Origin of the sequence: Mesorhizobium sp. M0051 (assembly GCF_040323235.1) — a bacterium.
Taxonomy (GTDB): Bacteria; Pseudomonadota; Alphaproteobacteria; order Rhizobiales; family Rhizobiaceae; genus Mesorhizobium.
In genome coordinates this window covers 38,878-52,604 of the sequence record NZ_JAMYUT010000022.1, presented here as the reverse complement: position 1 = coordinate 52,604, position 13,727 = coordinate 38,878, and the positions used below count along the sequence as shown (strand labels likewise).

The 13,727-nt window shown below is 62.8% G+C and carries 14 protein-coding genes; 4 read left to right on the top strand and 10 right to left on the bottom strand.

What is annotated here, in order from left to right:
* Both NKJ90_RS21845 and NKJ90_RS21840 read left to right on the top strand, forming a co-directional pair.
* Entirely contained in the window at positions 1–858 is an 858-nt protein-coding gene (locus tag NKJ90_RS21845; protein ID WP_023758200.1) for an ABC transporter ATP-binding protein, read from the top strand.
* Positions 855–1,685, top strand: coding sequence for a dipeptide ABC transporter ATP-binding protein (locus NKJ90_RS21840; protein ID WP_023758199.1), 831 nt, complete (start codon positions 855–857; stop codon positions 1,683–1,685). The genes NKJ90_RS21845 and NKJ90_RS21840 overlap by 4 nt, the downstream gene beginning before the upstream one ends.
* Positions 1,686–1,767: 82 nt before the next feature.
* Here the strand turns inward: NKJ90_RS21840 and NKJ90_RS21835 are convergent, their stop codons facing one another.
* The 4 genes from NKJ90_RS21835 to NKJ90_RS21820 form a co-directional block, all read right to left on the bottom strand.
* Complete coding sequence (locus NKJ90_RS21835) at positions 1,768–3,042, bottom strand: cysteine desulfurase-like protein (protein WP_023758198.1); 1,275 nt, start codon at positions 3,040–3,042, stop codon at positions 1,768–1,770.
* 48 nt (positions 3,043–3,090) lie between these two features.
* Positions 3,091–3,765 (bottom strand): amino acid ABC transporter permease, encoded by a 675-nt coding sequence (locus NKJ90_RS21830; protein WP_023758197.1) that lies wholly within the window; start codon positions 3,763–3,765, stop codon positions 3,091–3,093.
* 152 nt (positions 3,766–3,917) lie between these two features.
* Positions 3,918–4,715 (bottom strand): ABC transporter substrate-binding protein, encoded by a 798-nt coding sequence (locus NKJ90_RS21825; protein ID WP_023758196.1) that lies wholly within the window; start codon positions 4,713–4,715, stop codon positions 3,918–3,920.
* 73 nt (positions 4,716–4,788) lie between these two features.
* Entirely contained in the window at positions 4,789–4,968 is a 180-nt protein-coding gene (locus NKJ90_RS21820; RefSeq protein ID WP_023758195.1) for a hypothetical protein, read from the bottom strand.
* Between the two features lie 307 nt (positions 4,969–5,275).
* On the opposite strand from NKJ90_RS21820, the gene NKJ90_RS21815 reads away from it, so the two are divergent.
* Positions 5,276–6,367, top strand: a complete 1,092-nt coding sequence (locus NKJ90_RS21815) for an LLM class flavin-dependent oxidoreductase (protein WP_023758194.1) — start codon at positions 5,276–5,278, stop codon at positions 6,365–6,367.
* Between the two features lie 177 nt (positions 6,368–6,544).
* Entirely contained in the window at positions 6,545–7,024 is a 480-nt protein-coding gene (locus NKJ90_RS21810) for a hypothetical protein (RefSeq protein WP_023758193.1), read from the top strand.
* A 235-nt stretch (positions 7,025–7,259) separates the two neighbouring features.
* Here NKJ90_RS21810 and NKJ90_RS21805 read toward each other — a convergent pair whose 3' ends face one another.
* The 6 genes from NKJ90_RS21805 to NKJ90_RS21780 all read right to left on the bottom strand — a co-directional run bounded on the left by NKJ90_RS21805 (position 7,260) and on the right by NKJ90_RS21780 (position 13,618).
* Positions 7,260–7,655: a RidA family protein gene (locus tag NKJ90_RS21805; RefSeq protein WP_023758192.1), complete on the bottom strand. Its 396-nt coding sequence runs from the start codon at positions 7,653–7,655 to the stop codon at positions 7,260–7,262.
* A gap of 63 nt (positions 7,656–7,718) precedes the next feature.
* Positions 7,719–8,867 (bottom strand): acyl-CoA dehydrogenase family protein, encoded by a 1,149-nt coding sequence (locus NKJ90_RS21800; RefSeq protein ID WP_023758191.1) that lies wholly within the window; start codon positions 8,865–8,867, stop codon positions 7,719–7,721.
* Positions 8,868–9,098: 231 nt separating this feature from the next.
* Positions 9,099–9,911, bottom strand: coding sequence for an enoyl-CoA hydratase family protein (locus NKJ90_RS21795; RefSeq protein ID WP_023758190.1), 813 nt, complete (start codon positions 9,909–9,911; stop codon positions 9,099–9,101).
* Positions 9,908–10,378, bottom strand: coding sequence for a MarR family winged helix-turn-helix transcriptional regulator (locus NKJ90_RS21790; RefSeq protein ID WP_023758189.1), 471 nt, complete (start codon positions 10,376–10,378; stop codon positions 9,908–9,910). The genes NKJ90_RS21795 and NKJ90_RS21790 overlap by 4 nt, the downstream gene beginning before the upstream one ends.
* Entirely contained in the window at positions 10,372–11,130 is a 759-nt protein-coding gene (locus tag NKJ90_RS21785) for an SDR family NAD(P)-dependent oxidoreductase (RefSeq protein ID WP_352486763.1), read from the bottom strand. Before NKJ90_RS21785 ends, NKJ90_RS21790 begins: the two co-directional genes overlap by 7 nt.
* A gap of 199 nt (positions 11,131–11,329) precedes the next feature.
* Positions 11,330–13,618 (bottom strand): bifunctional salicylyl-CoA 5-hydroxylase/oxidoreductase, encoded by a 2,289-nt coding sequence (locus NKJ90_RS21780; protein ID WP_023758187.1) that lies wholly within the window; start codon positions 13,616–13,618, stop codon positions 11,330–11,332.
* Positions 13,619–13,727 lie beyond the last annotated feature (109 nt).

The window sequence follows — 13,727 nt, the reverse complement described above, 5'->3', positions numbered from 1 at the left end:
ATGTCTCTGCTCGAGATCAAGAACCTTACTGTTTCCTTCGACACGGCGGCCGGACCGTTCATGGCCGTGCAAGGCATCGATCTCGCGATCGAGCCGCGCGAAGTGCTGGCGATCGTCGGTGAGTCCGGCTCCGGCAAGTCGGTGGCGATGCTGGCGGTAATGGGCCTGTTGCCCAACACGGCAACGGTCAAGGCCGACCGCATGGCCTTCGACGGCGTCGATCTTTTGGAGCTCAGTCCGTCCGAACGCCGCAAGATCGTCGGCAAGGACATTTCGATGATCTTCCAGGAGCCGATCGCCAGCCTCAACCCATGCTTCACGGTCGGCTTCCAGATCGAGGAGGTGCTGCGCTTCCACATGGGCATGGATCGCGCCCAGCGCCGGGCGCGTGCCATCGAACTGATGAAGCTGGTCGGCATCGCCGACCCGGAGGAGCGACTGAGCTCGTTCCCGCACCAGATGTCGGGCGGCCAGTGCCAGCGCGTCATGATCGCCATCGCCATCGCCTGCAACCCGAAACTGCTGATCGCCGATGAGCCAACCACGGCGCTCGACGTCACCATCCAGAAACAGATCCTCGATCTGCTGGTCTCGCTGCAGGCCAAATACGGCATGGGCCTGATCATGATCACCCACAATATGGGCGTGGTGGCCGAAACCGCCGACCGCGTCATCGTCCAGTACAAGGGCCGCAAAATGGAAGAGGCCGACGTGCTTTCGCTGTTCGAGTCGCCGAAGAGCAATTATACGCGGGCCCTGCTGTCGGCCTTGCCGGAGAACGCTGTCGGCGACCGGCTGCCGACCGTGTCCGACATGATGTTCGAGCCGGCGCCTTCGGCTGCGGGAGCCGCGTTATGAGCACGACCGTTCTCGAAGGCAAGAACATCGTCCGCGACTATCACATCGGCGGCGGCCTGTTCACCGGACCGCGCACCGTGCATGCCGTCAAGGGCGTCTCCTTCACGGTGGACAAGGGCAAGACGCTGGCCATCGTCGGCGAAAGCGGCTGCGGCAAGTCAACACTAGCCCGCATCATCACGCTGATCGATCCGGCGACAGCGGGCGAGCTGTTCATCGACGGCAATAAGGTCGATATCGCCAAACATGGCCTGTCAAAGGACATGCGCCGCAAGGTGCAGATCGTTTTCCAGAATCCCTACGGATCGCTCAATCCGCGACAGAAGATCGGCGACGTGCTGGGCGAGCCGCTGCTGATCAACACCGACAAGCCGGCGGCCGAGCGTCGCGACCTGGCGATGAAGATGCTGAAGAAGGTCGGCCTCGGTCACGAGCACTACAACCGCTATCCGCACATGTTCTCGGGCGGCCAGCGCCAGCGCATCGCCATTGCCCGCGCGCTGATGCTGAACCCAAGCCTGCTGGTGCTGGACGAGCCGGTCTCGGCGCTCGATCTGTCGGTGCAGGCACAGGTGCTGAACCTGCTCGCCGACCTGCAGGACGAGTTCCAACTGACCTATGTCTTCATCAGCCATGATTTGTCCGTCGTGCGTTACATCGCCGACGACGTGATGGTGATGTATTTCGGCGAAGCCGTCGAATACGGCTCGCGCGACGAGGTCTTTTCCGACCCCAAGCACAGCTACACCAGGACCCTGTTCGCCGCGACCCCGCGCGCCGACGTCGCCTCGATCAAGGCAAGGCTGGCGAAGAAGAAGGCGGCTTAGCGCCTCTTCGTCATGCTAAGGTCTGCGGGACACCTCGCTCCTTGCTTCGCCCAGGGATGACGACGCTGGAGTAGCCGCCGCCTTACGACAATTTGGCGATGATGGCGCGCAGCGCTTCGCCGAAGCGGTGGACTTCCTCAACCGTGTTGTAGTGGACCAGCGAAGCGCGGATGGCGCCGCTATCCATCGACAGGTTGAGACGCCTCATTAGCCGTGGCGCGTACATGTGGCCGTCGCGGATGCCGATCTGCATCTCGGCCATTTCCTCGACGATCCGCTGCGGCGACAGTTTGCCGATATTGAAGCAGAAGGTCGGCACGCGCTCATTGATGCGCGCCTCGTCGGCTACGCCATAGATGGTCGCGCCGCAGTCCTTGAGCACTGCGAGCATCTCGCGTGCCAGCACCAGTTCATAGTCGCGGATGGCGCCCATGCCGGCAACGATGTTGTCGCGCCGCGACCGGTTGTTGGAGGGTGCCAGATTGCGGCCGATCAGTTCGAGATACTGTACGGCGGCATTCATGCCGGAGACGTTCTCGTAGATGAACGTGCCGGCCTCGACCTTGTAGGGCGGCTCGTCGGGGATGAAATCCTCGCGGAAGGTCGGCAGTCGCTTCAGCGTTTCGAAGCGGCCCCACAGGAAACCCATATGCGGCGAGAAATTCTTGTAGCCAGAGCAGACGAGGTAGTCGCAGTCCCAGGCCTGCACGTCGATCAACCCGTGCGGCCCGTAATGTACGCAGTCGAGGAAGACTTCGGCGCCGGCGGCGTGCGCGATCCCAGCCACTGAAGCGACATCGACGATCGAGCCGATCGAATGCGCGGTCACCGTGCAGGCGACCAGACGCGTGCGGTCGCAGACCAGCGGACGCAGGTCGTCGACATGCAGATTGCCGTCCTCGCGCATGCGCCACCATTTGAATTTCGCACCGGCCGATTCCAGCGCCAGCCATGTGGCGATGTTGGCGTCGTGATCCATGTCGGTGATGATGATCTCGTCACGCTCCCCGAGCATCTGGCCGATGCCGAGGCTGACCAGGCGAATGAACGAGGTGGCATTCATGCCGAAGCAGATTTCAGCCGGGTTGTAGGCATTGATCAGCAGCGCCACGCTCTCGCGTGCGTCCGCGACCGACTGGTCGACGGTCACGCTGCGGCCATAGCGGCCGCCGCGCTGCACGTTGTGCGAAACCAGATGGTTGGTCACAGCGTCGAGCACGCTCTGCGGGATCTGGGCGCCTGCCGCGTTGTCCATGAAGACGAAGTCGCCGGCCCGCTGCAAGGCTGGAAACATGGCGCGGATGGTGTCGACGGGGAACGTCATGGCGTTGGCATTGTCGGTCTGGTGCTTGTTCACGCGTAGCTCCTGCGAAGGACTTGGGCGGGGTGGAATCAGCTGGCGAGGTCAGCGGGTCTTTCCGGTCTTGAAGCGGTCCTCAAGCAGGCTGACGAGGCGGACCATCGGCCAGAGGAAGATGAGATAGACAAGAGCCGCGCCGATCAGCGGCGAAGGGTTGGCATAGAGCGACTGCGCATTGGTCGCTTCCTTGAGCAGTTCAGGCAGTGCCACGGTGGAGGCGAGCGAGGTGTCCTTGAACATCGAGACGCAGTTGCTGGTCATTGGCGGGATGACGACGCGGATAGCTTGCGGCAGCACCACCTTGCGCAGGGTCAGCAGGAACGGCAGGCCAAGCGCCTGCGCCGCCTCGAACTGGCCATGCGGAATGCTTTCGATGCCGGAGCGGAACACCTCGGCCGAATAGGCCGACATGATGATGGCGAACGCCGTCACCGCCGAGGCCCAGGACGATAGGCGAATGCCGAGGAACGGCAGCGCATAGTAGATCAGGATCAGCACGACCAGCACCGGCAGGGCGCGGAAAATGTCGGTGTAGCCGACCGCAAGCCACCGCAGCGGCTTCGGCGCATAGAGCCGCAGCAGGCTGATCAAAAGGCCGATAGGGATGCCGATGCCGATGCTCAAGATGCCGAGCAGCAGCGTGTTCAGGAAGCCGCGCAGCAGCGCCGGCAGGCTGGACATGATGACATCGGGGTTGAAGAAGGTGTCGAGCAGCGACATGGGAGCGTTCCCGAACCCCAGAGCAAAGAATGCTCACGTTAAAATCAATCGACCTCACCGAAGGCGAGGCGGTCTGCGGCGGGAGCCGGCACCAGAGCGTGAAATGAATCGTGCCGGCCTGGACAGCCGGCACGATTTCAATGCATTGCCGCTCAGGCCTTCGGCAGCGGCATTTCCTTCACGGTCGAAGAGTCGGCGGGCGCGTCGCTGCCGAACCACTTCTTGTGGATCGCGGCCAGGGTGCCGTCCTTCTTCATCGCGGTCAGCGCGTCGTTCAGCTTGCCGAGCAGCGGATGGTCCTTGGTCATCATCAGGCCGTACTGCTCGCCGGTCTTGATGCGCTCCTTGACGGTCAGATCCTTCATCTTGGTGAAGGAATACTGCATGCCCGGAATGTCGCTGACGGCGGCATCGACGCGACCGGCGCTGAGGTCGAGCAGCAGGTTCTGCTGCGTGTCGTAACCCTTCACGTCGCTGAAGCCGTCGGCTTCCTGATGCGCCTTGACCCATGTCTCTCCGGTCGAGCCGGACAGCACACCGACGATCTTGCCCTTGAGGTCGGCTTCGGCCTTGATCGGGCTGTCGGTCTTGGTGGCGATGCCCATGTCGGAATCATAATAGGGCTGGGTGAACGACTGCGACTTCAGCCGCTCCGCCGTAATGGTGATCGAGGAGATGGCGACGTCGATGCGCTTCGACGTGGTGGCGGCGAACAGCGCCTGGAAGCCGAGATCGGCGATGTCGGTGGTCGTGCCGATGCGCTTGGCGGCTTCATTGACGATATCGACTTCGAAGCCTTCGAAAGTGCCGCTCTCGTTCTTGTATTCGAAGGGCGGATTGGTCGGATAGGCGCCGACATTGAGTACGTCAGCGGCATAGGCGGTGGCAGGGCCGGCGGCGATGCCGATGGCGGCGGCGAGAAGAAGCAATTTGCGACGAGTGAAGCTCATTTGTGTTCCCTCTGTTGTTGATCGGGCGGGTTGCTCCCGCACGGTTTTTTGCCGCCCCGCTTCAGGCGGGGCGTCAATTCATGGCAGCGACCATGCGGTCGAGCGCGGTCGCTATCCGGTCACGCTCACGGCAGACGCGCATCCGCAGAAAGGCCGTGGCGATGTTCTCGATGTGCAGGTCGCGGATCTGGGTGCGCAAACCGTCGAAGGCATAGCGCGCGCTGGACGATGACTGGGGCACTATGAACGACAAGGACTGAAACCCCCTCCCACCACGATGGACTGGCAAGCAAGCCCTCCGGCACGGCAATAGCCATCGATTTTGGAATGCTTATCCAAAGTGCCGCGGTTTTCAAGGCGAAAGTTTTAAGCTTAAAAAGTTTGACCGGACTGTTGCCCGGTCGATACGCCCCTGGCCGTGCTCGTGTCGCGCCAGTTCGGCTCGCGTCGTTGAAAGAACCTTCGGACGCACCAGCCTCGCCATCGCGAGGCGAAGCTATTTCATGCTTGAAATATTTTTGCGGAGCCGTAGCGTGCGATCTTCGGCGGGAGGTCGCGACATGCACAAGCCACACCCATTGCACGGCCCGAACAGGCTGAAGCTCGGCGTCTTTTCGACCAATGCGGATGGCGGGCTTGCCATAACCGACGTGCCGGAACGCTGGACGGCGAGCTGGCAGGACAATCTGACCGCGGCGCAGATCGCCGACCGTGCCGGCCTGGAATTCATGCTGCCGATCGCGCGCTGGCGCGGTTTTGGCGGTCGCAACAAGGTGCGGGAATGGTCGTTCGAGACTTTCACCTGGGCGGCGGCGCTTGCCATGGCCACCGAACAGATCGGGCTGTTCATGACCGTGCATGTGCCGCTCGTGCATCCGCTCTACGCCGCCAAGGCGTTGGCGACGGTCGACCACATCAGCCAGGGCCGCGCAGGCTTGAACATCGTCTGTGGCTGGAACCCGAAGGAATTCGGCATGTTCGGCACGCCGCTGGTCGAGAAGGGTTATGACCAGGCGGCCGAATGGATCCAGATCCTCGAAAAGCTTTACGCCTCGGCCGAGCCGCTCGATTATGAGGGCACCTACTATCGCCTCAAGGAAGCCGTCAGCCGGCCAGCCAGCCTGCAGCTTCCACGACCCGTGACCATGAACGCAGCTTTCGGCGGGCCCGGGCGGGATTTCGCCGCCGCCAGATGCGATTATCTGTTCACGACCTTTTCCGAGATGAGCGATGCCGGCAAGCATGTCGCCGATATTAGCGAACGGGCGGACAAGGCAGGCCGCGATGTCGGCGTCTATACCGTGGCGCATGTCGTCTGCCGCGCGACGATGGAAGAGGCGTGGGCCTATTATAACAGCTATGCGGTTGATATGGCCGATCACGACGCGGTCGACGCCCACATGGCCGGCAAGAAGGAATTCTCGCAATCGCATGACCCGCATGCCTATGACCGCTACCGGCAGCGTTTCGCGGGCGGCGCGGGCACTTACCCGCTGATAGGTACCCCTGAAACGATCGCCGCCGACATGGTCGCCATTGCCGGCCACGGCTATCAGGGCATCGCGCTGTCCTTCGTCAATTACACGCAGGAGCTGCCCTATTTCTGCGATCACGTGCTGCCGATTTTAAAGCGGGCGGGCTATCGGGGGTAACGGTCCCGCCGTGACAGCCCGGCGAGAACAGGCGCTGGCGAGACTGGAGCTGCGGAATGAGATTTAGTCATCATTTCATTTGAGGCATTGCGACAATATCGTAGACGGACTGGAAAGCAGAAGTTAATACCTGCGGAAGAAGCTCTTGGCTGATTGGGAGTGGGTTGAGGCCGAGAAATGTTTCTTGCATCGCTAGACCGGTGGCATCCTATCCGGCTTTGTTTCTACGGATTTCTGGCTGCCACGGGCCTCGGGGCGCTCTACTGCATGGCTCCCTGTGGCGTTGATCCTCACCTTCGGATTTTCAAAGGTCTCTTGGCGATGTATGCAGCGTTTCTCTGCGCCATCGCCATATTCATCCAGAGCCTACGAAAGCAAGACGGCGCTATCTACAGCCAGTTGATTTCTCGGTTCCTGCGAATTCGTGGCTTCGATGGACAGAAAGCATTATCCTACGAAAGATCCTGGTTTGCGACGACCGTCTGTTTCGTCGGATTGTCTTTGGCAATCCCCCTGTATGCCCTGTCCAAGACTTTGTTGAGTTGGTCCGAGCTCGGCTGGCGCGATGTAGTGGGCTCCACATCTGGCATGCTGGTTGGGCTTTTCTTCCTGTGCGACTTTCATTTCCTGCTACAGAGGCGGCTAGCCAATAGTTGAACGCCTTGCGCGAGCCACATCTTCGTCCGCAATGGGCCGGACGCTGCCCTCTGCATTTGACCGAGGAATGCAGCGGAGCAGAATTTCCGCACCGCAGCAGCGCGTTGAAGTCGCGGCATGGATCCTGGGGTCTGCGCTGCGTCGCTTCGCTCCTTGCTCCGCCCCAGGATGACGAAGCGATGGGTGTTTAGCGCTAATTGCCAAAGCATGCGGTTCATTTCGGAATGGTCGTAATTTACTCCGGAATGACGGCGGTCGCCTGGATTTCCACCTTGGCGCGATCTTCGACCAGCGCCATCACCTGCATGGCAGCCATCGCCGGAAAGTGCCGGCCGATCACCTCGCGATAGGCCTCGCCGATGCCCCTGAGATTGGCGAGGTATTCGGCCTTGTCGGTGAAATACCAGGTCATCGAGGTGATGTGCTGCGGCGCCGCACCGGCCTCCGCCAGCACGGCGACGATGTTCTCGAGCGTCTGCCGAACCTGGCCGACGAAGTCGTCGGTCTCGAACTGGCATTGGCCGTTCCAGCCGACCTGTCCGCCAACGAAGATGAGCTGCCCGCGTGCCGCGACGCCGTTGGCGTAGCCGACAGGTTTTGCCCAGCCTTCCGGCTGCAGAATCGTGTGCATTCAAAACCTCCCGGTATTCCAAAAACCAATTTTCAAAATCGAATGCCCGTCAAATCTCTGCCGTCAGGCCGCGCCCATCACTTGTCGCGCAATCACCACTTTCTGCACGTCGGAGGCGCCCTCATAGATGCGCAGCGCGCGGATCTCGCGATACAGGCTTTCGACGATATGGCCTTTGCGGACACCGTCGCCGCCATGCAGCTGCACGGCCTTGTCGATCACCTCTTGCGCCTTGTCGGTGGCGAACAGCTTGGCCATCGCCGCCTCGCGCGTCACGCGGGGCGCACCCATGTCCTTGGTCCAGGCGGCGCGGTAGACCAGCAGGGCGGCAGCATCGACGTCGAGCGCCATGTCGGCGATATGGCCCTGCACCATTTGCAGTTCGGCCATCGGCGCGCCGAACAGTTTGCGCTCGGCGACCCTTTTGATGCTCTCGTCCAGCGCACGGCGGGCAAAGCCGAGGGCTGCCGCACCGACAGTCGAGCGGAACACGTCGAGCACCGACATGGCGATGCGGAACCCGTCGCCCGGTTTGCCGATCAGCGCCGAGGCGGGAAGGCGGACTTGATCGAACGACAGCCGCGCCAGCGGATGCGGCGCCATCACTTCCAGCCGTTCGGCGATTCCAAGTCCCTTGGCGTCGCCAGGCACGAGGAAGGCGGAGAGCCCCTTGGCGCCCGGCGCCTCGCCGGTACGGGCAAAGACGACATAGAGATCGGCGATGCCGCCATTGGAGATCCAGGTCTTTTCGCCGGACAGCACATAACTGTCGCCGTCGCGGGTCGCCGTCATTTCGGTGTTGGCAACATCCGATCCCGAGCGCGGCTCCGACAGGGCGAAGGCGGAAATCGCCTTGCCGGCACGTGTCTTCGAAAGCGATCGCTGCTGTTGCGGCGTGCCGAACAGGCTGAGCGCGCCGGTACCGAGCCCTTGCATGGCGAAGGCAAAGTCGGCGAGCCCGTCATGGCGGGCGAGCGTCTCGCGCGTAATGCACAGGGTGCGCACGTCGAGTGGTCTCGGATTGTCGGTGTCGATTGCCGTCGGCTTCAGCCAGCCGTCCCGGCCGAGGTTCGCCACCAGCTCGCGGCAGGCGGCATCGACGTCATGGTGATCGACGGGCAGGTTTTTCGCGCACCACGCCTCCAGTTGGTCGGCCAGCGCGCGATGGTGGTCTTCGAAGAACGGCCAGGAGAGGAAAGACCGGTCAGGCATGTTTGCCTCCGCAGTGCTTGGAGCCTTGCGCTCTACGGCGCCCCCCTCTGTCCTGCCGGACATCTCCCCCTCTAGGGGGGAGATCGGCTGTCATCGCCGCTTCCGCCAATCGCCAGCGCTGCAAGATGGGAGCCGGCGCCAAAGCTGCCAATCTCCCCCCTTGAGGGGGAGATGTCCGGCAGGACAGAGGGGGGCGCTGTCCTGCTAACGTCTCCACGAAAAGCACCATACTCAATCCCCTTCGAACACCGGCTTTTCCTTAGCCACGAAAGCCCTGTAGGCGCGCTCGAAGTCGCGGGTCTGCATGCAGATCGCTTGCGCCTGAGCTTCCGCTTCGATCGCCTGGTCGAGGCCCATCGACCATTCCTGGTTGAGCTGCGTCTTGGTGATGCCGTGGGCGAAGGTAGGGCCGGAGACGATGCGCGCCGCCATGTCGAGCGCGTCGGCCTCCAGCGATGCGGCATCGACCAGCCGGTTGTAAAACCCCCAGCGCTCGCCTTCATCAGCGGTCATGGTGCGGCCGGTGTAGAGCAGTTCGGCGGCGCGGCCCTGGCCGATGATGCGCGGCAGGATCGCGCAAGCGCCCATGTCGCAGCCGGCAAGTCCGACGCGGGTGAACAGGAACGCGGTCTTGGCTTCCGGCGTGGCGATGCGGATATCGGAACTCATCGCGATGATGGCGCCGGCGCCGACCGCGACACCATCGACCGCCGCAATGATCGGCTTGCCGCAATTCAGCATCGCCTTGACGAAATCGCCGGTCATGCGGGTGAAGGCGAGAAGCTGCTTCATGTCCATCTTGACCAGCGGGCCGATGATGTCGTGGACATCGCCGCCGGAGCAGAAATTGCCGCCATTGGACAGGAACACCACGGCGTCGACGTCGTCGGCATAGACGAGGTCGCGGAACGTGTCGCGCAGCTCGGCATAGCTGTCGAAGGTCAGCGGGTTCTTGCGCTCCGGCCGATCGAGCCGGACCTTGGCGATCCTGCCCTCGACCTCCCACAGGAAATGCTTTGGCTTGCGCCCGGCCATCTCGGTCATTCGCGTCCCTCCCAGTTGCTGCGGAACGAGGTCAGCATGCCGGTCAGCCGGCGCGCGTCGTCCTCGCTGACCTTGCCCAGCAGTTCGCCGATCCAGCCTTCATGCGCCGCGGCGATAGTGGCAAAGGCCTGCGTGCCTTCGTCGGTCAGCCTCACCATCGAGGTGCGGCGGTCGCCATTGCGCCTCGCACGCGCCACTAGTCCTTCCGAAACCAGCCGGTCGACGATCCCGGTGACATTGCCGTTGGACACCAGCAGGAAGCGCGACAGGTCGCTCATCAGCATGCCTTCCGGCACCCGATAAAGGGCTGCCATCACGTCGAAGCGCGGCAGCGTCGTGTTGAACTCCTTCTTCAGCCGCTCGCGCAGCTCGGCCTCGATCGTGCGCGAGGCACGCAGCAGCCTGATCCACAGACGCAAGCGGTCCTTGCCGGGTCCCGATGGCGCGGGCAGGGGGCCGGCTACCATGTTTCGCCTCCTGAGATGGAAATCGCCTGTCCGGTGATCGATTGGGCGGCGTCGCCACACAGCCACAGCACGGCGGCGGCGACCTCTTGCGGCTGGATGAAGCGGCCTTGCGGATTGGTCGAGGCTAGGCCCGACCGCGCCTGTTCGACCGAACGGCCGGTCTTATCGATGATGCGCTGGATGGATTCCTCCAGCATTTCGGTCTCGACAAAGCCGGGGCACACGGCATTGACGGTGACACCGGACTTCGCCGTCTCGGCAGCCAGCGCCCGCATCAGGCCTATGACGCCATGCTTGGCGGCGACGTAGGGCGCGACATAGGCATAGCCTTTCAGCCCTGCCGTCGAGGCGATGAAGACGATCCGTCCGGCCTTGCGCGCGGCCATCCCGGCCAGCGCCGGCTTCACCGTCAGGAAGGCGCCGGTCAGATTGACGTCGAGTGTCCGCTGCCAGTCGTCGAGTGTGGTCTTGTGCGCCGGCGTGCTGCCGGCCATGCCGGCATTGGCGACGACGATGTCGAACGGCCCGCGTGCGCCTTGCGCCCTCTCGTAAAGCGAGGCCATCGCCGCCTCATTGGTCACATCGCCGGCGATACCGAAGATGCGGCCGTTCTCGCTGGCGACTTTGGCGAGCTCCGCTTCGCGGCGGCCGCAGATGGTGACGTCGATGCCGGCACCCGCCAGCGCCAGCGCGATGGCCCGGCCAACACCGGAGCCGCCGCCGGTGACCAGCGCATGCTTACCGGCGATCATGCGCCAATCCTCGAAACTTGGCTCCAAGTACCCCCACCCCTAACCCTCCCCACAAGGGGGAGGGAGAAGGCAGCGGCAGCACCTATTGATCGCAAACCTAAGCGGTTTCCGCTGGGTCGAACGCAACATGGTCCCCCTCCCCCTTGGGGGGAGGGGCTAGGGTTGGGGGTGAAGCGCTGACGTAGCAAGCGAAAAGCACTCATACTTTCAGCCCCGCCGCTGCGTCGCGCTCGGCCAGCCGGTAGATCTGGTCGCGTCCCGGCAGATAGGGATCCGGCCATTTGACGCCGCGGTCGCCGAGCGTGACCGCGGCATGCAGCGTCCAGTAGGGATCGGCGAGATGCGGCCGTGCCAGCGCCACCAGGTCGGCGCGGCCGGCCATCAGGATCGAGTTGACATGGTCCGGCTCGTAAATGTTGCCGACCGCCATCGTCGCCATGCCGACCTCGTTGCGGATGCGGTCGGAAAACGGCGTCTGGAACATGCGGCCATAGACAGGCTTTGCCAGTGCCGATGTCTGGCCGGCCGAGACGTCGCAGATGTCGATGCCGGCCTCACGCAGCAGCCGCGCGATCTCGACCGCGTCGGCCGGCGTTACGCCTTCGATGCCGACCCAGTCATTGGCCGAAATGCGCATCGAGATCGGCTTCTCCGCCGGCCAGGCGGCACGCACCGCACGGAAGATTTCCAGGGGATAGCGCATGCGGTTTTCCAGCGAACCGCCATAGGCATCCGTGCGCCTATTGGTGACCGGCGTGATGAAAGACGACAAGAGATAACCGTGCGCGGCGTGGATCTCGAGCATGTCGAAGCCGCAACGGTCGGCCATTTCGGCGGAGGCCACGAATTCGTCGCGCACTTTGTCCATGTCGGCGCGGTCCATCGCCTTCGGCACTTGGTTCTGCGGAGACCACGCCACGGCCGATGCCGCCATGACAGGCCAGTTGCCCGAGGTCAGCGGCACGTCGGTGCCCTCCCAGCCAAGCCGGGTCGAACCCTTGGCGCCGGAATGGCCGATCTGGGCGCAGATCTTGGCTTCGGTCTCAACGTGGACGAAATCGACCAGCCGCTTCCACGCCACCTCATGTTCGGGCGCATAGAAGCCGGGGCAGCCGGGCGTGATGCGGCCTTCAGGACTGACGCAGGTCATCTCGATGTAGATGAGGCCGGCGCCGCCCTTGGCCCGTTCGGCATAATGGGTGAAATGCCAATCGGTCGGGCAGCCGTCGACAGCCTTGTATTGCGCCATCGGCGAAACGACGATGCGGTTCATGAGCCTCATGTCGCGCAGCTTGAACGGCGCGAACATCGGCGCGCGGCGCATGCCGCCGGCGCCCGCCTGGCGCTGGAACCACTCCTCCGCGCCGCCTAGCCATTCCGCATCGCGCAGCCGCAAATTCTCGTGGCTGATGCGCTGCGAACGGGTCAGCAGCGAATAGTTGAACTGCACCGGATCTAGGCCGAGATAGCGCTCGACCTCCTCGAACCATTCGAGCGAATTGCGCGCGGCCGATTGCAGCTTCAGCACCTCGGTGCGGCGGGCATCCTCATATCTGCGGAACGCAGCATCGAGGTCCGGCTCGGACTCGACATACTCGGCCAGCGCTGCCGCGCTTTCCAATGCGAGTTTAGTGCCCGAGCCGATCGAGAAATGCGCCGATGCCGCCGCATCGCCCATAAGCGCAAGGTTCTTGTAGGACCAGCGCTCGCACAGCACGCGCGGGAAATTGATCCAGGCCGAGCCCCTGATATGGTTGGCATTGGTCATCAGCGCGTGGCCACCTAGATGCTTGGCGAAGATGCGCTCGCAAACGGCGATCGATTCCTGCTGCGACATCATACCGAAGCCGAAGGCAGCCCAGGTCTGTTCGCTGCACTCGACGATGAACGTCGCGGTATCGCTGTCGAACTGGTAGGCATGCGCCCACACCCAACCATGTTCGGTTTTTTCGAAGATGAAGGTGAAGGCATCGTCGAATTTCTGGTTGGTGCCGAGCCAGACGAATTTGCATTTGCGAGTGTCGATGTCGGGCTTGAAGATGTCGACGAAAGTGTTGCGCGCCCTGGAGTTCAACCCATCGGCGGCGACGACCAGATCATGCGTTTCCATGTAGGGTCGGGGATCGGCAATTTCGGTCTCGAACAGGAGCTTGACGCCGAGTTCTCGGGCGCGTCGCTGCAACAGGATGAGCAGCCGCTTGCGGCCAATGCCGCAAAAGCCATGCCCGGTCGAAACCGTGCGCACGCCGTCATGGATGACGGCGATATCGTCCCAGTAAGCAAAGTGCTTCTTGATCCAGACGGCGCTGACCGGATCGTTTTTCGATAGATTGTCGAGCGTCTCGGCCGACAGCACGACGCCCCAGCCGAACGTGTCGTCAGCGCGGTTGCGCTCGAACACCGTCACATCGTGCGCGGCGTCCCTGAGCTTCATCGAGATGGCAAAGTAGAGGCCGGCTGGTCCACCGCCGAGAACCGCAACCTTCATGTCTGCGATCTCCTCTTCGCTTGCTGGTTTAGTATCGCGCCGGCGGCAAATTATTTCAAGCTTAAAGTTTCATATCAAAACGAATTCCAGCCGTCTGGATGTAGAAGAT